Source organism: Pseudomonas putida, from assembly GCF_028682475.1.
Taxonomy (GTDB): Bacteria; Pseudomonadota; Gammaproteobacteria; order Pseudomonadales; family Pseudomonadaceae; genus Aquipseudomonas; species Aquipseudomonas putida_AG.
In genome coordinates this window covers 172821-195950 of the sequence record NZ_JANHLE010000008.1, presented here as the reverse complement: position 1 = coordinate 195950, position 23130 = coordinate 172821, and the positions used below count along the sequence as shown (strand labels likewise).

Annotated in this window: 25 protein-coding genes; 15 read left to right on the top strand and 10 right to left on the bottom strand. The window is 61.8% G+C overall.

All coding sequences use genetic code 11. The annotated features are described in order from the left end of the window. The first annotated feature begins 12 nt into the window (after positions 1-12). Together NPS47_RS09785 and NPS47_RS09780 are read left to right on the top strand one after the other, a co-directional pair. Complete coding sequence (locus tag NPS47_RS09785; protein WP_274294788.1) at positions 13-864, top strand: helix-turn-helix transcriptional regulator; 852 nt, start codon at positions 13-15, stop codon at positions 862-864. A 108-nt stretch (positions 865-972) separates the two neighbouring features. Next, entirely contained in the window at positions 973-1836 is an 864-nt protein-coding gene (locus NPS47_RS09780) for a DNA-binding protein (protein WP_274294787.1), read from the top strand. Here NPS47_RS09780 and NPS47_RS09775 read toward each other — a convergent pair. Further along, a complete protein-coding gene (locus tag NPS47_RS09775) occupies positions 1821-2342 on the bottom strand; it encodes a GNAT family N-acetyltransferase (protein ID WP_274294786.1) in 522 nt (173 codons plus the stop codon). The two genes, NPS47_RS09780 and NPS47_RS09775, sit on opposite strands and share 16 nt — an antisense overlap. Before the next feature lie 187 nt (positions 2343-2529). On the opposite strand from NPS47_RS09775, the gene NPS47_RS09770 reads away from it, so the two are divergent. From NPS47_RS09770 to argE, 5 genes are all read left to right on the top strand, one after another. After that, entirely contained in the window at positions 2530-3066 is a 537-nt protein-coding gene (locus NPS47_RS09770; protein ID WP_274294785.1) for a hypothetical protein, read from the top strand. 210 nt (positions 3067-3276) lie between these two features. Continuing rightward, positions 3277-4596 (top strand): flavin-containing monooxygenase, encoded by a 1320-nt coding sequence (locus NPS47_RS09765; RefSeq protein WP_274294784.1) that lies wholly within the window; start codon positions 3277-3279, stop codon positions 4594-4596. After that, complete coding sequence (locus NPS47_RS09760) at positions 4596-5006, top strand: RidA family protein (RefSeq protein ID WP_003201555.1); 411 nt, start codon at positions 4596-4598, stop codon at positions 5004-5006. Before NPS47_RS09765 ends, NPS47_RS09760 begins: the two co-directional genes overlap by 1 nt. Before the next feature lie 10 nt (positions 5007-5016). Further along, on the top strand, positions 5017-5691 hold the full coding sequence (locus tag NPS47_RS09755) for a DUF1028 domain-containing protein (RefSeq protein WP_274294783.1): 675 nt from the start codon (positions 5017-5019) through the stop codon (positions 5689-5691). After that, entirely contained in the window at positions 5684-6844 is a 1161-nt protein-coding gene (argE, locus tag NPS47_RS09750; RefSeq protein ID WP_274294782.1) for an acetylornithine deacetylase, read from the top strand. The genes NPS47_RS09755 and argE overlap by 8 nt, the downstream gene beginning before the upstream one ends. Positions 6845-6917: 73 nt before the next feature. Here the strand turns inward: argE and NPS47_RS09745 are convergent, their stop codons facing one another. Next, the gene (locus NPS47_RS09745; protein ID WP_274294781.1) at positions 6918-7829 is read right to left on the bottom strand and encodes a LysR family transcriptional regulator; all 912 of its coding nucleotides are present in this window, start codon (positions 7827-7829) and stop codon (positions 6918-6920) included. Between the two features lie 191 nt (positions 7830-8020). On the opposite strand from NPS47_RS09745, the gene NPS47_RS09740 reads away from it, so the two are divergent. Next, positions 8021-8236, top strand: coding sequence for a hypothetical protein (locus NPS47_RS09740; RefSeq protein WP_274294780.1), 216 nt, complete (start codon positions 8021-8023; stop codon positions 8234-8236). On the opposite strand, the gene NPS47_RS09735 is transcribed toward NPS47_RS09740, so the two are convergent. After that, the gene (locus NPS47_RS09735; protein ID WP_191832550.1) at positions 8233-8940 is read right to left on the bottom strand and encodes an MgtC/SapB family protein; all 708 of its coding nucleotides are present in this window, start codon (positions 8938-8940) and stop codon (positions 8233-8235) included. The genes NPS47_RS09740 and NPS47_RS09735 overlap by 4 nt on opposite strands. A 469-nt stretch (positions 8941-9409) precedes the next feature. Between NPS47_RS09735 and NPS47_RS09730 the strand changes: the two genes are divergently transcribed. The 7 genes from NPS47_RS09730 to NPS47_RS09700 all read left to right on the top strand — a co-directional run bounded on the left by NPS47_RS09730 (position 9410) and on the right by NPS47_RS09700 (position 16732). Then, the gene (locus tag NPS47_RS09730; protein ID WP_274294779.1) at positions 9410-11557 is read left to right on the top strand and encodes an FUSC family protein; all 2148 of its coding nucleotides are present in this window, start codon (positions 9410-9412) and stop codon (positions 11555-11557) included. Next, on the top strand, positions 11547-11747 hold the full coding sequence (locus NPS47_RS09725) for a DUF1656 domain-containing protein (RefSeq protein WP_157192674.1): 201 nt from the start codon (positions 11547-11549) through the stop codon (positions 11745-11747). Before NPS47_RS09730 ends, NPS47_RS09725 begins: the two co-directional genes overlap by 11 nt. 4 nt (positions 11748-11751) lie before the next feature. Then, complete coding sequence (locus NPS47_RS09720; RefSeq protein WP_274294778.1) at positions 11752-12693, top strand: HlyD family secretion protein; 942 nt, start codon at positions 11752-11754, stop codon at positions 12691-12693. A gap of 80 nt (positions 12694-12773) precedes the next feature. Next, positions 12774-13238: a sterol desaturase family protein gene (locus NPS47_RS09715; protein ID WP_274294777.1), complete on the top strand. Its 465-nt coding sequence runs from the start codon at positions 12774-12776 to the stop codon at positions 13236-13238. A gap of 222 nt (positions 13239-13460) precedes the next feature. Then, positions 13461-14378, top strand: a complete 918-nt coding sequence (locus tag NPS47_RS09710; protein WP_274294776.1) for a pyridoxal-phosphate dependent enzyme — start codon at positions 13461-13463, stop codon at positions 14376-14378. After that, complete coding sequence (locus tag NPS47_RS09705; RefSeq protein WP_274294775.1) at positions 14379-15194, top strand: AraC family transcriptional regulator; 816 nt, start codon at positions 14379-14381, stop codon at positions 15192-15194. A 131-nt stretch (positions 15195-15325) separates the two neighbouring features. Next, a complete protein-coding gene (locus tag NPS47_RS09700; protein ID WP_274294774.1) occupies positions 15326-16732 on the top strand; it encodes a purine-cytosine permease family protein in 1407 nt (468 codons plus the stop codon). A 103-nt stretch (positions 16733-16835) separates the two neighbouring features. Here NPS47_RS09700 and NPS47_RS09695 read toward each other — a convergent pair whose 3' ends face one another. Genes NPS47_RS09695 through NPS47_RS09665 form a run of 7 tightly spaced genes read right to left on the bottom strand, consistent with a single transcriptional unit; the run spans position 16836 to position 23106 of the window. Continuing rightward, positions 16836-17684 (bottom strand): hypothetical protein, encoded by an 849-nt coding sequence (locus NPS47_RS09695; RefSeq protein WP_274294773.1) that lies wholly within the window; start codon positions 17682-17684, stop codon positions 16836-16838. Between the two features lie 5 nt (positions 17685-17689). Next, entirely contained in the window at positions 17690-18223 is a 534-nt protein-coding gene (locus NPS47_RS09690) for a fimbrial protein (RefSeq protein WP_274294772.1), read from the bottom strand. 8 nt (positions 18224-18231) lie between these two features. After that, positions 18232-18735 (bottom strand): fimbrial protein, encoded by a 504-nt coding sequence (locus tag NPS47_RS09685; RefSeq protein WP_274294771.1) that lies wholly within the window; start codon positions 18733-18735, stop codon positions 18232-18234. After that, positions 18732-19214, bottom strand: coding sequence for a fimbrial protein (locus NPS47_RS09680; protein ID WP_274294770.1), 483 nt, complete (start codon positions 19212-19214; stop codon positions 18732-18734). The genes NPS47_RS09685 and NPS47_RS09680 overlap by 4 nt, the downstream gene beginning before the upstream one ends. A gap of 10 nt (positions 19215-19224) precedes the next feature. Continuing rightward, a complete protein-coding gene (locus NPS47_RS09675; protein ID WP_274294769.1) occupies positions 19225-19803 on the bottom strand; it encodes a fimbrial protein in 579 nt (192 codons plus the stop codon). A gap of 32 nt (positions 19804-19835) precedes the next feature. Then, positions 19836-20594 carry a fimbria/pilus periplasmic chaperone gene (locus tag NPS47_RS09670; protein ID WP_274294768.1) on the bottom strand — a complete coding sequence of 253 codons (759 nt, stop codon included), beginning with the start codon at positions 20592-20594 and terminating at the stop codon, positions 19836-19838. Positions 20595-20616: 22 nt separating this feature from the next. Beyond that, the gene (locus NPS47_RS09665) at positions 20617-23106 is read right to left on the bottom strand and encodes an outer membrane usher protein (protein WP_274294767.1); all 2490 of its coding nucleotides are present in this window, start codon (positions 23104-23106) and stop codon (positions 20617-20619) included. Positions 23107-23130 lie beyond the last annotated feature (24 nt).

Here is a 23130-nt window from a genome sequence, read left to right as displayed (position 1 = left end):
GTGAGACACACGATGGGCAATAACCGGCTTCAATCCGCAGAGTGGTTCCAGCAGATGGCTCATGTGGTCGATTGCATCGGAACGTCCGGGTTCGTTGAGTCGCTGTTCGCCGCGCTCAACTCCCTGGCACCGTCCCATGCCATCACCGTGTTCCTGTTTCCCCATCAAGGCTTGCCGTCGGCATTGTTCGAACGCGATGAGGAGGGGCCATGGATGCCGGAAGGCAACGTGCGCAAGTACCTCGAAGGCTTCTACCTACTGTGCCCGTTCTACCGGGCCAGCATGGAGGGCATCGCGCCAGGCTGTTACCGGCTGAGCGACGTCGCACCGGACCATTTCAAGCGTAGCGAATATTATTTGTCGTTCTACCAGCATGCGCGTCTTGAAGACGAGCTCAACTACATTGTTCCGCTCGGGCCGAAACTGACGATCGCAGTCGCCTTGGCCAGTACCTGCCGTCTGAGCCGGCAGCAGGTCGACGAACTCAAGCGCATTGCCCCCTGGGTACTGGCCGTCGTACGCCGGCACTGGGGCGATCTTGACGCCGATGCACTCGGCGGCCGCTTTGAAAGCGCGCTGGGCCGGCAGATCAACGCAGCGCTGACCAAGTTCGGCTCCTCCTTGTTGACCGAGCGCGAGTGCCTGGTCGCTCAATACATGCTCCGCGGTCACTCCATCCGCTCACTCGCCGAACGCCTTGGTATCAGCGAGGACACGGTCAAGACCCACCGCAAGCACCTGTACGCCAAGCTTGATATCGCCAAGCAATCGGAGCTGTTCTCGCTGTTCATCGACTCGGTGGCCCAGGCGCAGGAAGGGCTGAGCAAAGACCCGTTGGAAAGCTACCTGCGGCGCAGACGATAAGCCGTGATTGTTCTATTCAAGTAACTACTTTTCAAAGCGCGCTGCGAGGCGATGAGATACCATGCACGGCCATAGTACGTACCACATTACGAAATAACAGGAGCAACCATGGCCCGTGGCGGCATCAACAAGGCCGTCGTGCACAAGGCACGTCAGGCGCTGCTGGCTCGGGGTGTCCACCCCAGCATCGATGCAGTACGTATCGAACTGGGCAATACCGGCTCGAAAACCACGATTCACCGTTATCTGAAAGAGCTGGACAACCAGTACCCGGCGCAGCCGTCGAGTGTACCGAACCTCAGCAACGCATTGGCAACCCTGGTCGAGCAACTGGCCGAGCAGTTGCGTGAGGAAGGGGAGGCGCGCATCGAGGAGGTGCGCAGTACGTTCGAGGCAGAGCGGCAAACGCTGCTGGCCCAGGTGCAGGCCAGCCAGCAGGCATTCGCGGCGCTGCAACAGCAGCATGCAATCCAGGCCGCAGCCTTGGCCGCAGAGTCCGCCGCGCTGGCCACCACCCGCAGTACCTTGCAGACGGAACAGACCCGCAACGCCACGCTCAATCAGGCCGTTGGCGAATTGAACCTGCGCCTGGCCGACAAGGACGAGCAGGTGCAGCAACTGCAGGTCGAGCTGCGGCAGTTGCAGCAGACCATGATGGTCAAACAGGACGAACTCACGCGCCTGAACCGTGACAACGAAGGCTTGCTGGTACAGATCCGTACGCTTAAAGATGCCCAGCGCACACTCAAAACCCAGAGCGAGCGGCGTCTGGCACAGATTCAAGGGCTGGAAGTGAAACTGGCGCAACTCAATGGCTCGCGCGATGAGCTGGAAAAGCAGAACCAGAACCTGGCGCTGAGCCTGGCCGAACGGGTGACCGAATTGCGCCAGCAGCTGCAACTGATCGGCAAGCTGGAAGCACAGCTACGTCAGGCTGAAAAACTGACGCAGCAGCTTCAGGCCACGCCCTGAAGTTTCAGGCGCATCGCGCACCGATCCGTCAGCCCATGTGACTGTTCGGCAGCTAATTGGCGCTGCAGGAAATCGCTGCAGCTCTGCGCGTCCAGCCGCTCAAAGCCCAGGCGTGCATAGAAGGGCGCATTCCACGGCACGTTGCTGAAGGTGGTCAGCGTCATCCCGGCAAAGCCTTGCGCTTGCGCCCAGGCGCTGGCCGTAGCGATCAATCGACGACCTTGCCCGTGGCCTTGCAGCGCCTGCGCCACCGACAGTTCGACAATGTGCCAGTCCTCGCCACAGGCCTGGCCACAGAGAAAGCCCTGCGCACGATCCTGCTCGTCAACCACTACCCAGCTATGGCCAGCAGCGATAAATGCGCGATGCTGCGCGGCACTGAGCACCTCTTCACTGGCGATCCACTGCAGGCCTTCGCAGGAAAGAAAAATTTGCGCGGCAGAACGCTCGATAGCCGGGAGCAAGTCTGCGTCGTCGTCGCGGGCGCAACGGAGGGTGGTGGGCATGGTTGTACTGTCCGATACAAAAGGTGAGGCAAGCCGCAAGGCCTGCTTTATCCGCCTCTGCTATATCCACAATTCACAAACAATATTGGCAGTCTCTACCGGTGGATTGTATATATTGCTGCGGAACTCAATGTTAACAACCCATGCCCGAAAAAGTTAAGCGCTCCTGTTCAGGAGGGGTTTGATCATGGGTATTCACAGGGTAAAACGGCGGTTCATCCCCGGTAAATGGGGGGCTGATTTTTTAGCGTTGGTGCTGCTTTTTTTTGTTTTCTTTTCGCCAGCCGCGCAATCGGCGGACTGCATCAAACTGTGCGAAGGCGGCAAGCATGACTGCCTCAACGTCTGTTCAAACGCTCCAACGTCCTCAAAAATCGCCGCTTGCAGTAATGCCTGTTACTCGACGTACGACTGCCCAGCGCGGTGCGCCAACCCGAAATCGCCGATTCCGCAATCGCAACCTTCTGCACAGAAAAACCCGACTACCCAGTGCAACAGCGCGTGCAATCAGAAATATTCACAGTGCGCGATGACGTGCCAAGGAAAAACGTCGTGCTTTGAAACGTGTGGCAGCATGGCAAAAAACTGTTTTAGCGCCTGCGGAGGATTGTCGAACAGTACATCTTCTTCGCAATCTCAAGGGCAGTCAAAAACTCAGGAGGTTTTAAATAAAGTTGATTCCTTGAACAAAGCGGTCCAAGGGATATTTGGAACAGGACAGTAACGTTGCGCGCATTTCAGCCGCCGCAGGGATGCCGCATTGTCAGCACCAACCCCCGCCAAACGCCCTGGATCAATGAAATTTCCGGCGTCGCAGCTTTTTGCTTGCCAGCAACCACAAAAATCATAATTTCGCCATTTCCATCCTTTGCACAGAATGCGACCTACACCCACCCACGATGATTCGCGTGGGAAACCTCAGTAGGGCGCAGCGATGACAAACAATAAAACCGCAATAGACACGCTCGTAGTCGGCGCCGGCCAAGCCGGTGTGGCCATGAGCGAACACTTGAGCCGACTCGGCGTGCCGCACCTGGTTCTGGAGCGCAACCGTATCGCCGAAGCCTGGCGTACCGGGCGTTGGGATTCGCTGGTTGCCAATGGCCCGGCCTGGCACGACCGCTTTCCGGGCCTGGAATTCGACGGCCTCGATCCCGATGCCTTTGCCGGCAAAGACCAGGTTGCCGATTACTTCGAAGCCTACGCGAAAAAATTCAACGCCCCGGTACGCACCGGTGTCGAGGTGACCAAGGTCGAGCGCAACGTCGGTCGCCCTGGCTTCACCGTGGAAACCTCCGACGGGGTGATCGAAGCCAAGAACATCGTGGTTGCCACCGGCCCGTTCCAGCGCCCGGTGATTCCGGCAATCGCGCCAGCGGACGGCAAGGTTTACCAGATGCACTCCGCCGAATACCGCAACCCTCAGCAACTGGCCGAAGGGGCTGTGCTGGTGGTGGGTGCCGGTTCTTCAGGCGTGCAGATTGCCGATGAGCTGCAGCGCGCCGGCAAGCAGGTTTACCTCTCGGTCGGCGCCCATGATCGTCCGCCACGTGCCTATCGCAATCGCGACTTCTGCTGGTGGCTGGGCGTGCTCGGCCTGTGGGACGCCGAGGGCGTACAACCCGGTAAAGAGCACGTCACCATTGCCGTCAGCGGTGCGCGTGGCGGTCATACCGTGGATTTCCGCCGCCTGGCCCAGCAGGGCATGACCCTGGTTGGTCTGACCAAGGCCATCAACAACGGCGTGGTGAGCTTCGAAGCGAACCTGGCCGAGAACATTGCCCGCGGTGACGAGAACTACCTGGCCTTGCTTGATGCCGCCGATGCCTACATTGCCGCCAATGGCCTGGACCTGCCGCAAGAACCGGAAGCACGCATCATGCTCCCGGACCCTGAGTGCATCAGCAACCCGATCCTCGAGCTGGACCTGGCCAAGGCCGGTATCACCACGATCATCTGGGCCACCGGTTACTCGGTCGATTACAACTGGTTGCAGGTCGATGCCTTCAAGGCCGACGGCAAGCCGCAGCACCAGCGCGGCGTTTCCAGCGAAGCGGGTATCTATTTCGTCGGCCTGCCATGGCTGGCCCGTCGCGGCTCGGCCTTTATCTGGGGCGTGTGGCACGACGCCCGGCATATTGCCGAACACATCATCAAGCAACGCGCCTATTTCGATTACCGGGATGCCTCGCAACGCCAGGCCGAAACTCCCGCAACCCACACTCAATCCGCCAGCCTTATGGAAGTCCGTTGATGCCTACTCATACCCGTATCCGCATGTTCAACACCAAAGACACCTACCCGAACCAGACCCTGGACAACGACCTGTGCCAGGCAGTGCGCGCCGGCAACACCGTGTATGTGCGTGGCCAGGTCGGTACCGACTTCAACGGCCAGCTGGTGGGGCTTGGTGATCCGCGGGCCCAGGCCGAACAGGCCATGCGCAACGTCAAGCAACTGCTCGAAGAGGCGGGCAGCGACCTGAGCCATATCGTCAAGACCACCACCTACCTGATCGATCCGCGCTACCGCGAGCCGGTGTACCAGGAGGTCGGCAAGTGGCTCAAGGGCGTGTTCCCGATCTCTACCGGGCTGGTGGTCAGTGCCCTGGGCCAGCCACAGTGGCTGATGGAAATCGATGTAATCGCAGTCATCCCCGAATAAGGAGCGTGCCATGACCTTTTCCATCGTCGGTCGCTGCGCCGAAACCGGCCAGCTGGGGATTGCCATCAGTTCATCCAGTATCGCCGTCGGTGCCCGTTGCCCCTGGCTGCGCTCCGGTGTCGGTGCGGTGTCGAGCCAGAACATCACCTTGCCGGCCCTCGGGCCGCAAGTGCTCGATGCCCTGGGTGAAGGGCTGGCGCCGCATCAGGCGCTGGACCATGCACTGACCCGCAACGGCTACAGCCAGTACCGTCAGGTAGCGGTGGTCGATGCGCAAGGGCGTACCGCCGTGTTCAGCGGCAACCATGCCCTGGGCACGCACAACGCCCTGGCCGGTGAGCAATGTGTGGCCGCGGGCAACCTGCTGGCCAACAGTGCGGTGATCGAGCGCATGGTCGAAGCCTTCGAGAACAGCGAAGGCTGCCTGGCGGCACGCTTGCTGACTGCCCTGCAAGCCGGGCAGGACGCCGGTGGGGAGGCGGGGGCGGTGCATTCGGCGGCGCTGTCGGTGGTCGGCGATCTGCTCTGGCCGATCGTCGATCTGCGCGTTGACTGGGCTGAGGAGAACCCGATCGGTGAACTGCACAAGCTCTGGAGCGCCTATGAACCACAGCTGCAGGACTACCTGACCCGTGCACTGAACCCGACCCTGGCGCCGAGCTATGGAGTGCCGGGCGATGAGTGAGCTGCGCAGCCGCGCCTTGCTGGCCCGGCTGATCGGCTTTGCCACGGTCAGCCGCGACTCGAACCTGGCATTGATCGAGTTCGTGCGTGACTACCTGCAAGGCCTGGGGGTGAGTTGCGAGCTGATCTACAACGCCGAGCGCAGCAAGGCCAACCTGCTGGCCAGTATCGGGCCGGCAGTGGCGGGCGGCGTGGTGTTGTCGGGGCATACCGATGTGGTACCGGTGGACGGTCAGCCCTGGACGGTTGAACCGTTCGCCCTCAGCGAGCGTGATGGCAAGCTCTACGGCCGCGGCGCGGCAGACATGAAAGGCTACCTGGCTTCGGTACTGGCTGCGGTGCCGGTGTTTCTTGCCAGCCCGCTGCGCCGCCCCGTGCACCTGGCGTTTTCGTATGACGAAGAGGTGGGTTGCCTGGGGGTGCGCAGCCTGCTGGAAGTGCTGCCGCAACGTATTCCTCAGCCGGCCCTGTGCCTGATCGGCGAACCGACTGAACTCAAGCCTGTGCTGGGTCATAAAGGCAAGCTGGCGATGCGTTGCCATGTGCATGGCGCACCGTGCCATTCGGCCTATGCGCCGTATGGCGTGAACGCCATCGAACAGGCGGCGCGCTTGATCGGCCGCCTGGGTGAGATCGGCCAGCGCCTGGCCGCACCAGAACACCACGATGAGCGCTTTGATCCGGCGTTCTCCACCGTGCAGGTCGGGGTGATCCAGGGCGGCACGGCGCTGAACATCGTGCCGGCAGATTGTCGCTTCGATTTTGAGGTGCGCGCCTTGCCGGCGTTCGAGCCACAGGCGGTAGTCGACGAATTGCAAACCTACGCCGAACAGACCTTGCTGCCCGCCATGCAGGCGGTCAAGGCCGACACGGCAATTCGCTTTGAGCCGATTTCGGCTTATCCGGGCCTGGCGACCGCACCTGAAAGCGCCGCCGCGCAGCTGGTAGCGCAGCTGTGTGGCAGCGACGACTTCAGCACTGTGGCCTTTGGCACCGAAGGCGGGTTGTTCGACCAGGCCGGGATCCCGGCGGTGGTGTGTGGTCCTGGCAGCATGGATCAAGGCCATAAGCCCGACGAGTTCGTCAGTGTCGAGCAAATGGCGGCCTGCGACCGCCTGATGGACCGCCTGGCCGAGTACCTTTGCAACAATTAGTTCATCGCGGGGCAAGCCCGCTCCCACAGTGAGCTTCGGTGGGAGCGGGCTTGCCCCGCGATGCTGTCAATGCTTATACCAGCCACGCCGCAAACTGCTCTTTGCAGTAATCGACAAACAACTGCGCAGGCTTGGTCAGCTGCGCACGTTTCAACCAACCGGCCACCAGGCCGGAGCCGGTCACCTCTTCAGCCAGTTCCACGCAGACCAGCGCTTGCCCATCATAGGTGCTCATGGTGTGTGGCCGGGTCACCAGCAGCGCAAAACCAAAGCCCTGGCCGACCATGCCGCGCACCATTTCGATTGAAGGCGAGCTGAAGATAATGTTCGGGCTCAGCCCCAGTTCTTCAAAAATGCTCACGAAATAGGTACGGCTGGGCTGCACATCCAGGAGGATCATCGGCTCCAGGGCCAGATCACGCAGCGACACCTGGGCCTGTTCGGCAAAGCGATGCCCGGCGGGCAGCAAGGCATAGGGCCGTTGCGGTGCCATCAACGCTTCGGTCTCGATGGTGCTGTCCAGATCATGATCGTAGAAGATCGCCAGGTCGTAACGCCCACCCGTCAGGCCTTGCACCAGCTCCTGCTGCTCGCCGTCCTGCAGACGGATCTCGACCCCCGGAAAACGCTCGCGAAAGCCTTTGATCAGGCGTGGCAGGTAGAGCGGGGCGACGGTCTCGAAACAGCCGATATCGATCTGTCCGCACACCACGTCATTGTCGGCCAGGGCGTTCTGTTCGAACTCCCGGGCCATGCGCAGCAGTTCCAGGGCTTTGCGATAGAAACGTCCGCCACCGGGCGTCAGCGATACGCCCTGGGCATGATGGCGGATAAACAGCTGCACGCCGAAGCTGTCTTCCAGGCCTTTGATTGCAGTTGAAATCGACGGTTGCGCGATGTAGAGCTTGCGCGACGCCTCGGCGACGCTGCCACACTCCACGGTGGTGACGAAATACTTCAACTGACGCAAGGTATAGGACGCCACAGTGCACCTCTGGCTGATTATTTTGCTACAGGTTACCCCTTCAGGCGCCTGGCCCTGCAGCGGATTTTGCTGGGCATTGAGGATATTTTCGCTGGGCAACCGTTGATCGCCCGGACGGCACCGGGGTACGGCAGCCGCCTCGAAACATCAAGGCCCGGATTTCTCCGGGCCGGTCTGAAGAGGTATCTGCCATGAGCCATCCACGTCCCGAAAATGATCCACTGTGGAAGGACCCACTGAATGATCCGCAACGTGAACATGATCCGGTCACCGACCCCAACGTCGACGGCGACCCGCAGCGGCGCGAGCATCCCCAGGACATCGAGCGCCTGCCCGATTCCCCGGATCAAAGCACACGCTTGCCGGAGCCCGATCAGCCCACGCCGCTGTCGGACGAGCGTCGCTAATCGGCCGTCAGCTCGTGCACCTGCCAGCGCACCGAGCTGACGCCTTTTTCCAGGCTCACCCGGCTGACCAGGCGCTCCAGCTGAGTCGGCGCATCGGGGCTGCCCAACAGCTCGGCGCGCACTTCCAGCTTGGCTGGATTGGCCAGGTCTTCGCTGTGCAGTGACTGCAGGCGCAGCCCGCCGCTGCCGAAACTGTGCAGCATCAGGCTGCGCACCTGGATTTCATCTTCGGCGCGGCAGGTGATACGCACCTCGAAACGCTGCTCGGCTTCATTGGCCGGCAGCACCTCTTGATGGTTGAGGCGTTGGGCGATATCGCGCAACAGGATGTTGGCACAGAGCACCACGCAGCTGCCCACTGCGGCCTCCAGCAACAGGCCCATGCTGCACAACACACCCACGGCGGCGGTGCACCACAGTGTGGCGGCAGTGTTCAGGCCGCGCACATTCAGGCCATCGCGCATGATCACGCCACCGCCGAGAAAACCGATGCCCGACACCACATAGGCGGCAATCCGCGACGCATCGGTGGCGGCCATGCCCGGCACGGCCTGGGTCATCAGCACGAACAGGCAGGCACCGGTACTGACCAGGGCATTGGTGCGCAGGCCGGTCAGGCGCTGGCGCAGTTGACGTTCAGCGCCGATCAGGGCGCCCAGTACCAGCGCGACAGTGACGCGCAGGAGAAATACTTTCCAATCCATGACAAACCTCGAATCCACGGCGCAGGGCCGCAACGCATCGAACCCAGTCGATGCAGGTATGAATAAATTGATTACGCAGGGTCACAGGCCAGGGCCACGAACAATCGTGCCGGGCTTGCAGGAAGGGAGAATGAAGCGTCGTCATCCGCTCGGGATGCGAGGCGCCACTGACCACCATGTACGGCGGGGCAGTGGCAGAGAGAGTCTGCTGAACTAGCGCGCCGTATGAACCTGTCGCAATCGACTAGAGCTACTGTCCAATGCAGGACTCCTGTATAGGCATGCAAAAATGCGGGCGAGAAACTAACGTTCAACAGCACCAGGGTCAAGGTTGTTTTCATGACAATTGCTTCCCTGACCTGCCGGATCGCCACTGTTCCGGATTTGCAACGCTGTAGTGTGTCAACGCCGCTTCCGCCGGCCCGCCGCAGTGGCTAAGGTAAACAGCACGGCACGGCGAGGGAGCGGTATGCAGCCACTGATCAATTATTTCAAGATGGTTCTGCACCCGGGGCCGGACACCTTCCGCTTTGCCCTGCGGACCATGGTTGCCTGTCTGCTGACCCTGTACCTGGCGTTTATCTTCGACCTCGACCAACCGAAATGGTCGATCATGGCGGTGTTTATCGTCAGTCAGCCGCTGGGCGGCATGACCTTGCAACGCAGTTTCGCCCAAGTGGTGGGTACTGCTGTGGGGGCCGCAGTGGCGGTGCTGATCATGGCGCTGTTTCCCCAGGCGCCGCTGCCGTTCATCGTCACCCTGGCGCTGTGGCTGGCCTTGTGCACCGCCGGTGGCACCTTGCTGCGCTACACCAGCTCGCATGCCTTCGTGCTCAGCGGCTTTACCGCTGTGGTGGTGGCCATGCTGGCAATCCCCGAGCAGGACAATACCCTGATGCTGGCCATCACCCGGGTCACCGAAACCTTGCTGGCGGTGGCCTGTGTGTGCGCCGTCAGCCTGCTCAGTGCCCGGCCGCAGGCGGTGGCCACAGGTTACTTCGGTAAAGTCGACCACCTGATCAAACTGATGGCCGCACATGCCGCCGCCGCCATTCGCGGCGAGGAAAGCGCAGCGGCCTTCAGCCAGCGGCAAATGCAGATCCTCGGTGAAATCAGCGCACTGGAAGGGCTGCGCCGCCACCTGTATTTCGATGCCCCGCACCTGCGCAGCGCTAACGACCTGGTGCAATTGCTGGGCAACCAGCTGGTGCTGCTCAGCTCGCGCCTGACCGTGCTGCGCAACCAGAAGCTGATGATCGCTGAACGCTGGCAGGGTGCCTATCCGGATTTCATCAACCAGCTGCTCACCGACGAACTGGCGTTTCTCGACCAACTGGCGCAACAGGGCAGGGCGATGCCCGCCAGCGCACGGGAACACTTCAGCGCCTTGCAGCGGCGTTTTGATCAGGCCGCCCTGCAAGCCGAGCAACTGGCGCCCGATCTGCCACCGACCTTGCGCTCCCTGGCCTGGGCGTTGCGTTGGGAACAGGCCAGGTTGCTGGAACAGTTGAGCGAGATGCTTGAACTCAGTGATGCCATTCAGGAAGGCCGTGCGGGCGACTGCCTGTACCGCCAGGCCCGGACCAACCCGCTGCACCTGGACTTTCGCCTGGCGGCGATGAACGCCAGCCGGGCTTTTCTTGCCTTGCTGGTCGCCGGCCTGATCTGGATCGAGACGGCTTGGGACGGTGCCCGTGCCGGGGTGATTCTGGTGGGCATTCTCTGCTCGTTGATGGCTACCTTTCCGCGCCCGTTGATGGCGGCGCAGAACTACATGCGCGGCTTGGGCATGGCCTTGCTGGTCTCGGCGTTGTACCAGTTCTGGCTGATCCCCCAGGTGGTCGATTTCGAGATGCTCGCGCTGTTGTTATTGCCGTTGCTGTATGTGGTTGCGGTCGGCTTGTCGACGCCAATGACTGCGGGAATCGGCATGGGCCTGGGCTTGTCCAGTTTCCTGCTGTTCGGCCCGCAGAACATCGGTGCCTGGCAGAACACCGCGATGCAGTGGTTCGAGTTTGCCGGTGCCTATCTTTGCGGCGGGGTGCTGTCGTTGCTGGTGTATGCCTGGCTGTTTCCCTTCAACCCGCAATTACGCATCGAGCGATTGTTCCGCGAGACCCGTGAGCAGGTCTATGCCTTGCTCAAGGGGCCGAGCTCCGATGAGCGCCAGTTTGCGTTCGAAAGCCGCATGGTAGACCGCCTGACGTTGATTATCGGCCTGCTGCCAGCCACTCAGGACGCCCGCTCCAGGGCGCTGTTCGAAGTCAATCTGGCGTGCATGGCCTTGGGTGTAGCGTTGCGCCAATTGCAGGAGCAGGGCCGGGCCAACCTGTTGCTCAGCGACAGCACCCGCGCGCGCCTGGGACAGGTGTTGCGCGACACCGGCCGCTATGTCGCCGGGCGCACCCGGGGGCAGCTGCCGGTGCTGCTCGATACCCTGCAAGCGCTGGGCGAAGAGCTTGACGCTCTGCACAGCGAGCAATTCACGGCAGCGGCCGAACAGTTGCGTTCGCTGTTTCGCATTCGCGTCGCGCTGCTGGTGATCGCCGGTTTCCTTCGTCATTACAGCAGCTACCTTGATCCCGCCGTCGACGGAGAGCCAGCCCTTGCCCATTGATTTCGAAGTCGGCGGCGTTTACCTGCCGCCGATTGCCCAGGCGCTGTTGCTGGCCATGCCGCTGTTGTTTGCCCTGTTGTGGCTGTTGCAGCGCCTGGGCGTCATGCAGCGGGTGTGGCACCCGGCCTTGTTCGAGGGCGCGTTGTACAGCTGCATTTGTGCCTTGATCATCCTGTTCATGGGGAGCTGAAACGGTGAAGAAACTTGTGGCCCAGGCCTCGACCCTGGCAATCGTGGCACTGGCGCTGATCCTCGGCTGGTTCGCCTGGGAGCATTACACCCGTGCCCCGTGGACCCGCGATGCGCGGGTGCGGGCCGACGTGGTGACGCTATCGGCCGATGTCGCCGGGCGCATCGTCGCCCTGCGGGTAGCCGACAACCAGCATGTCGACAAAGGCGAGCTGCTGCTGGAAGTCGACCCGGACCGCTATGCCCTGGCGGTCGAGCATGCCCGTCGTGCCATCGAAGTCGCGCGCGCCAGCGAAGGTTTGGCCCAGGCGGCGATTATCGCCAGCCAGGCCTCGCTCAAGCAGCGTCAGAGCGAAGAGCTGCGCCGGCGCACCTTGAAACAAACCGCAGCGATCTCCGGCGAAGAGTGGGAAAAGGCCAGCACCGATGTCGCCGTCGCCCAGGCCGAGCTGATGCGCGGACAAGCCAACCTGAGCCTGGCCAGCGCCAACGTGCAACTGGCCACGTCGGCATTGACCCAGGCGGAACTGGACCTGCAGCGCACGCGTATCTATGCGCCGGTCAGTGGCTACGTCACCAACCTGTTGACCCGGCAGGGCGACTACGCCAGCGCCGGTGGCCCGCTGCTGGCCCTGGTGGACAGCAGTTCGTTCTATGTCAGTGGCTATTTTGAGGAAACCAAGCTGCCGCGTATTCAGATAGGCAATCCGGTGCAGATCGCGCTGATGAGCGGGGAACACTTCGAAGGCAAGGTGCAAAGCATTGCCTACGCGATCACCGACCGCGAAAACGCCCCAGGTAGCCGCCTGCTGGCCAACGTCAACCCCAGCTACACCTGGGTCAAACTGGCCCAGCGCATACCGGTACGGATCGAGATTGATCCCGGCTATGCCGGCAAGAACAACCTGCGTGCCGGCACCACCGCGACCGTGACCGTACGCCCATAGCGTGACGAAATGCCTCCTGCTGGCTGGGTCAAAATGGTAGGCTTCTGGCCGTTTGTGCCAACCAGCCGATAGATGTCGCCATGATTCTCAACTTCGCTGTTTTTCTCTGCACCCTGACGGCCATGGAGGGCATCGGCTACCTGGCGCACCGCTACATCATGCATGGTTGGGGCTGGTTCCTGCATCGCTCGCACCATGAGCCGCAGCTGGGGGCGCTGGAAACCAATGACGTCTACCTGCTGGCCCTGGCGTTGATCGCTTTCGCCCTGGTGGCCATCGGCCGCGCCGGGCATGCGCCGTTGCAGTGGGTCGGGGCAGGGGTGGCGGCGTTCGGGGTGATCTACGTGATTATCCACGATGGCGTTGTGCATCGGCACTGGCCGTTCAAACCGCGACCGCGTAACCGTTATCTCAAGCGTTTGTACAAGGCGCACTTGCTGCACCATGCGTTGAAGGGGCGGGATAACAGTGTGTCGTTCGGCTTTCTGTATGCGCCGCCGATGCACAGGTTGAAGCGGCAGTTGCGTGCTCGGCGGCACCGGTAAAATCGGCCACCTTGCTCAATTTTGTGGGAGCTGGCCTTGCCAGCGATCGACCGTGCAACGGTCGCAACCCGGCCAACACCGGTGATGTAGGCTGTGCTGGCCCCATCGCCGGCAAGGCCGGCTCCCACAATGATTGAGGTAGTCAGCAGCTGCGCAATTTCATACAAGATTGCCCGGAGCGTTAGACGTACGCTGGAGTTGTTCCCTACATGGAGTAAGTGCATGAGCCTGCATATCGAAACCCCGCTGCTGGCATCTCGCCCGCTGAGCCTGGCCAGTGGCCTGGACGTCTGGCTGAAACTGGATGCCTTGCAGCCGTCGGGCTCGTTCAAGTTGCGCGGCATTGGTGCTGCCTGTGAAGCCTATGCCAAACAGGGCAAACGCCGATTCGTGTCCTCCTCGGGCGGCAATGCCGGGATCGCCGTCGCCTACGCCGGGCGCTGTCTGGGCCTGGCGGTGACCGTGGTGGTGCCGGAAACCACCACCGAACGGGCCAAACAGCTGATCCGCCAGGAGCAGGCCGAAGTCATCGTCCACGGCAAGGCTTGGCATGAGGCCAATGCCCTGGCGCTGTCGCTGCTGGGCGACGACGATGCCTACCTCCATCCCTTCGATGACCCGCTGCTCTGGCAGGGCCATGCCAGCATGATCGATGAAGTCGCCGCCAGCGGCCTGAAGCCTGATGCCGTGGTGCTCTCGGTGGGCGGTGGCGGTCTGCTTTCCGGCGTCTGTGAAGGCTTGGCGCGCAATGGTTGGGGTCAGGTGCCGGTGTTCGCGGTAGAAACCGCAGGCGCCGCCTCGCTGGCTGCCGCCATGGCGCAGAAGCAACTGGTTGCACTGGACAGCGTCAACACCGTGGCCACTTCCCTGGCGGCCAAGCAGGTGTGTCAGCGTGCGTTCCAGTGGACGCAGGAGCGTCCGGTGTATAGCCACGTTATCAGCGACCGCGAAGCACTCGATGCCTGCGAGCGGTTCCTTTCTGACCAGCGCCTTCTGGTTGAGCCAGCCTGTGGTGCGGCATTGGCATTGGCTTACGCGCCAACGGATGAACTCAAGCGCTATCAAAAGGTGCTGGTGATCGTCTGTGGCGGCGTTACCGCGACCATCGACCAGATCCGCCAGTGGCGCGCGGCCTGCTAGTTGGATAGCGTCATCCACCAAGCCCCCGGGCATCCAGGCGTGCGCCTGATCGCTGCGCGCTATCAGCAATTTGCCTTTCCCCGGCACTTTCACCTGGAGTATCACATTGGCCTGATCGTCGCCGGCCAGCAGCGCTATGCCGCCGGTGGCGAGCGCCAGGTGGCCGGGGCAGGGGACATCCTGCTGATGGCGCCGGAGCACGTTCACGACGGCGCCAGTGCCAATGATCAGGGTTATGGCATTCGTATCCTGACCCTCGACCCGGTTTGGCTGGCCGAAGTCAGCCGTGACTTGAGCGATGGGCGACAAGGTCTGCCAACCCTCAATGCCGCGCAGTTACGCCATCCGCAGCTGCAACAGTTGCTCAATGGTTTGCACCTGCAGCAGGACGCGCTGGCGTTCCAGAGTCAGCTGTGGGAAACCCTGGCATTGTTGCTCGGGCTGGGTTCGACCCTCAGGGTCAGTGAGCCCGGCAACGGCTTCGATCCACTGCGTTGGCGACAACTGCGCGACTGGCTGGAGTCACGCCTGGATCAGCCGCCCAGTCTTGAGGAAATGGCCGCGTTCGCCGACTTGAGCCCCTGGCAACTGCTGCGCCGCTTTCGCAACCATTGTGGGCTGCCACCCCAGCAATGGCTGACCCAACTGCGCCTGGAACGCGCCTTGCCTCGGGTGTTGGCGGGCCAGCCATTGAGCACGATTGCCCTGGACCTGGGCTTCTACGATCAAGCGCATTTCAGCCGCTTGTTCCGCCGCACCTATGGCGCGCCACCGCGGGGTCTGCAGGCGAAAAAAGCCCACGACAATATTTTTTAAGGTCTGAAGGAACATATTTAGTAATTTTCCTGGCTTCGCGCATTGCTCATGATCACTCCTACAAGAAAGCGCCCTTCGTGCCGGCGCGATCGAAGTACGTCCACGTACTCATCCTTGCCTTGGAGTTCGTCATGACCACCGCAACATCCGCTCCGCTTATCGAAAAACACACGATCGGATACGTGCCCCCACAAGATCGCCATGGAAAGGTGAGAGACCTGTTTACCCTCTGGTTCGGCGGCAACATCGCGCCGCTGCCGATTGTCACCGGCGCCCTGGGCGTACAGCTGTTCGGGCTGAACCTGGTCTGGGGCATCATCGCCATCCTCGTTGGCCACCTGGTCGGCGGGGTGCTGATGGCGCTGCATTCGGCGCAAGGCCCGCAAATGGGCATCCCGCAGATGATCCAGAGCCGCGCCCAGTTCGGTTCCCTTGGTGCATTGCTGGTGGTGGTGATTGCCGGGGTGATGTACATCGGCTTCTTTGCCTCCAACATCGTCCTCGCCGGCAAGTCGCTGCATGGCGTGGTCGATAGCGTGCCGGTGCCGGTCGGTATCGTCATTGGCGCCCTGGGTTCGGGGATTATCGGCATCATCGGCTACCGCTTCATCCATGTGCTCAACCGTATCGGCACCTGGGTGCTGGGCGTGGGCATCGTGCTGGGCTTCGGCTACATCCTGAGCCATATCCAGACCGCTGATTTCCTCACCCGTGGCAGCTTCAACATCTCCGGCTGGCTGGCCACCGTATCGCTGGCGGCGCTCTGGCAGATCGCCTTTGCGCCGTATGTCTCGGACTATTCGCGCTACCTGCCGCAGGATGTGGGTGTGGCTTCGACCTTCTGGGCCACCTACCTGGGTTCGGCGTTGGGTTCGAGCCTGTCGTTCGTGTTCGGTGCGGTGGCGGTGCTGGCCACCCCGGCGGGCATGGACACCATGGATGCGGTGAAACTGGCCACTGGCAGCATTGGCCCGCTGATGCTGGTGTTGTTCCTGCTCAGTGTGATCAGCCATAACGCCCTCAACCTGTATGGCGCGGTGCTTTCCCTGATCACCCTGGTGCAGACCTTCGCCCACCGCTGGATTCCGACCGCCAAAAGCCGTGCGGTGCTGTCGCTGGTAGTGCTCAGTGGTTGCTGCGTGGCGGCGGTTGGCGCCTCGGCGGACTTTATCGGGCACTTTGTCGATATGGTCCTGGCACTGTTGGTGGTGCTGGTGCCGTGGACGGCGATCAACCTGATCGACTTCTATGCGATTCACAAGGGCAAGTACGACATCGATTCGATCTTCCGCGTCGATGGCGGTATCTATGGCCGCTACAATCCGCAGGCGTTGCTGGCGTATGCCATCGGTATCGTTGTGCAGATTCCGTTCATGAACACACCGCTGTATGTCGGCTCGGTGTCGGCGTATATCGATGGCGCCGACCTGTCCTGGCTGGTTGGTCTGCTGGTGACTTCGCCGCTGTATTACTGGCTGGCCAGCCGGGATTCGGCGTATCGCCGCCGGCAGATGTCGATGCAGCTGGCAATGCAGTAATACACCCTACGGTGGGAGCGGGCTTGCCCCGCGATGCGATGTCACTTGGAAATTGCAATCGCGGGGCAAGCCCGCTCCCACAGACAGACACACACACCACTGTTCAAGGCGGTGAAACAGTGATCACCGTGGAGCCGGAAAATGGCCCCGGGGTCACTGTTCCGCGGGTGCTCAGGGTCGAGGTGATATCCAGCGGGGTGTTCAGGCCATCTGCGACCGCCACATTGATGCCCGCCGTGGCGTCCTTGCCGTTGACGGTGATCTTCGAGTACAGGCTGTCGTCGTCTCTGAGGCGTACGCCATAGGTGTTGGTTCTGGACGCCGAGACGGTCACGCTGGCCGGGCCCCGGCATTGCAGACTGAGCTGGGTCGAGGCCTGCGCCCCGTTCAGGGCATTGTCGGGCAGGTTTTTGTGGTCGATGGTGGTATCACCCTTGATCGCGCACTGTAGCATCGGCTCAACGACACGGGTGCAGGGGCCGAAAGGACCCACTCCGCCACCAAGGTTGGGACCGACCTTCGCGAAGCCGAACGAGATGCAGATTCCATCTTTGACGGAACTATTCGGGACCAGAATCGATCCGCTGTGGGGTATTCGAAAACCTTTACCCTCCAAATCCCATAGCAGGTTGGCCATCGTCTCGCTGCCACGGCGAATCGGTACATGCCAAGTTGTGCCGGAGAATCCTACGACGACGATGCTCCCGTAACTTCTGAACACGTACAGCGAAACGTTACAAGTGGTTTTAGCATAGTCGAGGTCTACGCACGGGCTAGGCATTCCTGCCGTGCCTGAACTCCAGTCGCTCACTACGAAGTTATAGCGTACGCCCCCCGGTTCATACCGACTGTCCGTTGGTGTAATGATGATAGCGTGTGCCTGGAGTGCAGTAGCGCCGAACAGGACCGCTGCCAGGGCGCTGCGCAGCACCGTAGGGTAGGGCTTTTTCATGGTGATCACTCGTAACTCAAGGCAAAGGTCATGGAGGCTTCGAAGTCGCCCAGTCCGAGGCTGCGATTGGCTAGTGCCTCGGGCTCGCCTTGCAGGTAGGCATTGAAGTTGAGCAGGTTGTCGCCGCTGCTCAGTTCGCCCATGCGGTGACTCTTGTTCAACGGCAAGGCCGTGCCGGCGGTCGTTTCCAGCCCCACCAGCAGGCCTTGGACGGTCGCGCTTTGCAGCACCAGCAGCCCGGGCGGTTCGCTGCTTTCGTTACCACTGAAGGTGATGCTGACCATGCGTTTACCGACGTCCAGATCGCAGTTTTTCAGGCGCAGCTCGAGGGGGCGGCCCTTGGTTCTGCCGTTGAGGTAGAGGTCTTTGTCGATCACGCTTTTGAAGTCCAGTTTGATCAACTCGTCTTCCTCGGCCAGCACGCAAGGCTCATTCACCAGGGTGCCGGAGAAGTACAGGTTGTCTTCTGCTGCCTGTAGCGCAGGCAGCCAGAGGCTGGCGGCGACCCAGGCGCTCAGGGTCATGGCCCACTTGCCCATAGATCCTCCTAGTAGAGTTCGGCCATCAGTAGCGCCGAAGCGGTAAAGTCGGTGCTGGGCAACGCCGCGCCGGTCAGTTTTACCGGTACGGCTTCCAGCACCGGCGGTGTCGAGGCGTTGACATCGATCTCCCGGGGTTGATTGGGAATCAGTGGGGTACCGCCGAGCAGTACCTTGATGCCCAGATCGTTCACCGAGGTTTTCAGCGCGGCAGGTTCGAAATGGGCGTCAGTGCCCTTGAGGGTCAGGCGCATGTGCCAGGTGATGCCTGCGTTGGCGGCGCCCGGGCATTCGATCTGGTAGGGAATCGCCTGGCGGTAGAGCTCGCCATCGATGCGGTTGACGGCGATATTGCGCTGAAAGCGCACCTCGATACGCCCGCCCTTGTCGCTGACGGTACAGCCGGGCGGAGCCAGCAGCGTGCCGCTGAATTGCAGGTTGTCCGCGCCAATGCAGGGCAGGGGCAGGGCGGCGACTGACAGTATTGCCAGCATGCGATAGAGGGTATTCATCGATAGTCCACCACCAGGGTTGCGCTGGCCTTGAACGCGCCGGCCTTGATTTCGCTGTTTTCGCGCTTGACCAGCACGGCTTGCAGCACGGGCTGTTTGCGGGTGTCGAAGTCTGCCCAGGTGTTGACTGCAAGCCGGGCGCCGTCCTTTTTAAGGGCGATACCGAGGCTGTCATGGTCGGGCACCTGCAGTAGCGCCGGATCGAAGGCGGGGGTACCGCGCACCTGCATGCGCAGTTCATTGCTCGCCGAGCGGCTGCAATCGAGTGTGTACTCGAGGGTGATGGTCTTGTAATTGCCATCGATGCCAGCGGTTTGCACATCGCCAAACGGTGCGCTGATGGGGGCGTTTTTATTGATCACGCAAGGAATCGCTGCATAGACAACACCTGTGATCGTCACCACCTGTTGCTCGGCAGCATTGGTCGAGGATGCGCTGCCCAGCAGCATGGCCAGCAGGGCAGTACGTGCGACAGTCATTCTGCAAGCCTCAGTCATATGCCAGGTTCACATTCAGGCTGGCGCGAAAGGCGCCCGGGCGCAGCGGCGCGGCCGTGCGTTCAGGGCGGATGTAATAGGTCAGCTGGCTATCGCCGGGCGAGACGAACCAGGCCGGGGCTATGCGGCCCAGGCGTACATCGTTGCCTTGCACATCGAGCAGACGCAGGCCGAAACCCTCGGCACCGACCACCTTGATCAGCTCGGGGGTATCGGCATCGGCCACCGCATTGAAGGCCAGCGCTGCCACCGGCTCGATCGCGCTCCAGACCAGGGTGCCCTGTTGCTCATCACGGCGGCCGCCGTCGCTGCGTACACAGCCTTGCAGCTTGAGGTGCAGGGCCACCGGCGTGCCCTGATCACCCATGCGTGACAGCCGGGCGGTGCTCAGCTCGCCTAACGACAGGGTCTGATAGGCGGAGCTGGGGTCCAGGTAGCAGGCGCTTTCCAGCAAGGTCCCGGTCACCTGGAACTCGGCCGTCTGCGCAGGGCTGCCAGCGGCATGAGACAAGGTCGAGACACTGGCGCTGCAGAGCAAGACTGCCAGACAGCTACGGGTTCCAGGCATCATGATTTGCCCTCAGGTGAATGGGTCATCGGATGTCAGCGCTTGCTGGCAACGGGACTGGCGGTGCAGGTGGCTGCAACACAGCTGAACTGCAGTTGTGGGCGGCCACCGTAGTCATTGACGTAGGTGAGCACCGGTTTGTCGCCCAGCGCCTTGCTGCTGACGCCCAGGTCGAGCTGGCCCCGCGGGGCGATCATCAGGGGTTTGAAGTCGGTTGCGCTGGCGGCCTTGAGGTTGGGTGTGGCGTCGATCAGCGTGACGTAGTAGGGCGTCGGGTTGTTCACCAGGTAGCGGTCGTTCTGGCGGGTCAGGGTCAGCTTTTCCTGCCAGGGGGCTTGGTTGACACCGGCCCTTGGAGCGATAGCCGCGGGGCGATAGAACAGCTTCACCCGCGTCTGCAGGGCGATCTGCAAGGTGTTCGGCTTATCGCTGCGCGGCGGAATCTCGCGCAGGTTGAAGTAGAACAGCGACTCGCGGTCCTGCGGCAACTGGCCCAGTTCAGGCAGGCCCTGAATCTTCACCTGGCTGTTGCTCCCGGCTTCCAGACGCTGGATCGGCGGCAGGACCACCAGGGGGCTGGTGATTTTCTCGGCCTGTTCGTTTTCGATCCAGGCCTGGGCCAGGTAGGGCAGCTGGGTGTTCTGGTTGCTGACGCTGAGGCTGACCGATTTCTCGCTGCCGGTAAAAATCACCCGGGTGCGGTCCAGCGACACGGCGGCCAGGCTGGTTTGTGCCGTGCACGCGCCGATCAAGGCGAGCAGGGGCAGGGTGTTGCGCTTGAAGCTGGAGTTCATAAAGGTACCTGTTGCAAATAGATTAAGCGGCGCTGTTGTCCGCCTCGCTGACGGGCTGGCACAGCAGCTCCAGTTGTCGTTCCGGCGATTGCACCTGGTCGGGCAGGGTAAAACGGCAACGCGAACTGCCACCCCAATGCAGCGACATGCTTTCGCCCGGCTTCATGCCGCTCAAGTAAGTCGATCCGTCTTCGCCGACAATGCCGGTTTCCTGGCCGCGGCGGTTCTGCGCGGTGGCGCCAAAGGGCGGCGCGCTGCGGTCGGCCATGCGAATGACGACCATGGCCTTGTGCCCGGCGATCACATCGAAACGGCGATAACCAATCGCACCCTCGGTCAGGGTTGCCTGGGTGATTGACTGGGTGGCTTCGACATCGTCGGCCAGGCTGTCCAGGACGATGCTGGCCTGGTTGCGGTAGTAGCTGTTGACGTCGGTGACCACCGCCTTGCCGAAACGGTTGGTACGGGTGACCCCGCCGTTGCCACGCACCGGCACGCCGGCCACGCCCTGGGTATCGAGCAGCAACCGGGTACCGCCCATGACGCTGCTGCGGTGCAGCGCCGCGCCTTCACCGGTCAGGGTCGCGCCGCCTTGCAGGGACAGGCCGGCCGAGGTGTACTCACCGGCCTGGTAGCTGGCGCTGGCCACCACCTGGGCCTGATCGCCATCATGGGAGAGGAAGCCGCTGGCGGTTTCGCCGCTTGAGGACTTACCGGCGCTGAGCATGTAGTGGTTACGCTCATCGATGCGGTCGTAGTAACCCAGGCTATGCCTGCTTTCGCCGCGATTGACCGATGAGTTGTAGCTGAATGAACCGGTGCTGCCCCAAGGGATGCTGACCGACAGATAGGCACCGTCATCGGAAGTGCCGTTGGCCTTGTTCTGGTAGGCGGTCAGCGACAGGCTGAGGTTCTTCAGGCCGCCGACATCGAAGTAGCGCGACAACGACAGGCTGTAGCGGTCACTGGCCTGGCTGTTCCAGTAGGTCTGGTGGTTGTAGTTGAAGTACAGGCTGAGCCCGGAGTCGCGAAACTGTTTACTCACCGTCGCGGTGTACAGTTCCTTGCTCTGGTTCAGCGGCTCGCCGCCGCGCCGGGCTTCGATGAACTCGTTCATGCTCAGGTAGTTTTCTTCCGAGAACCGGTAGCCGGCGAAGGTGACCTGGCTGTCGTACTCATCGAAGCGTTTGGAATAGCTGGCACGGTAGGACTTACCGGTCAGCGTGTCGCGCTCCGGCAGGGTGGCCCGCGACTGGGTGACGTCGAATGACAGCGCACCGAACGCCATCAGGTCGCGGCCCACACCGACAGCCAGCGAGCCGTAGTCCTTGGCGCCGAGGCCGCCGCCATACAATGACCAGCCATTACTGACACCCCAGGAAAACTCACCGGTGGCGAAGGCCGGGCCATCCATCTGGTGCTCCCAATCGGAAGGTTTACCGGCGGCCAGCTTGTAGCGCACCGTGCCCGGACGGGTCAGGTAGGGAATGCTGGCGGTGTCCATCTGGAATTCCTGGACGCTGCCGTCCTGCTCTTCGACGCGCACGTCCAGTTGGCCAGAGACCGCATCATTGAGGTCCTGGATTCGAAATGCGCCTGGCGGCACCTGGGTGTCGTAGAGCACCCGGCCTTGCTGGCGAATCACCACGCGCGCGTTGGTGCGTGCCACCCCCCTGACTTCCGGGGCATAACCCCTGAGGTTGGGTGGCAGCATGTTGTCATTGCTGCTCAGGTTGCCGCCGGTGTAGCGAAAGCTGCCGAACAGGTTGGAGTCCAGATAGTCTTCACCGACGATCAGGCTCGAGCGCAGCGACGGCACGGCGCGCAGCGCATAAAACCGGCTCCAGGCAAATTGCTGTAGTGACGGCTGGTCGTCACTGCGTTGCATCTGGGTCTGCCAGTCACCGCGCAAGCGCCAGGCGCCCAGGTTGATACCGGTGGTGCCATTGCCACTGAGGTTGTCGCTGCGACCTTTACCCTGCTTGCGCTCGGTGGTCTGGGCGTTGAAGTTGTAATCGAACAGCACCCCGGCAATACCGTCGTCCCAGCGCGAAGGCGGGTCCCAGTTGGCCGCGGTGTATTCCAGCTGGTCCTGGGGGATGCTCAGGTACAGCCCTGCAGTGCCCAGATTGCCACGGGCCTGCATGCCGGGAACGCTGCCCAGGTCGAGGCAGTCACCGGCGTGCCACCAGGTCAGTGATTTGATCGCCTGTTCTTTCAAGCCCAGTTCATTGACCAGCGCCGGCGACAGGCAGGCAACGCTGCTTTTGGGGTCGTCCTCGGCGGGGAAGTAGTCAACCGGGAATTCCGTCAATGTATCGCGGTTCACGTGCACCATCAGACTGTATTGGCCGGGCATGATGAAGTTGGCCGAAGCAAACACCCCAAGATCAAGGTTCTCGCGATCCTTGAGGTCCAGTACATCGGTGTTGAATTGGAATTCTTCGGCTGCACTTGCCCACGTCGCGGCACAGCACAACGCTGTGGTAGCCAGTACCTTACGGTGATCCACGTGATTAAATCCTTGAACGACACT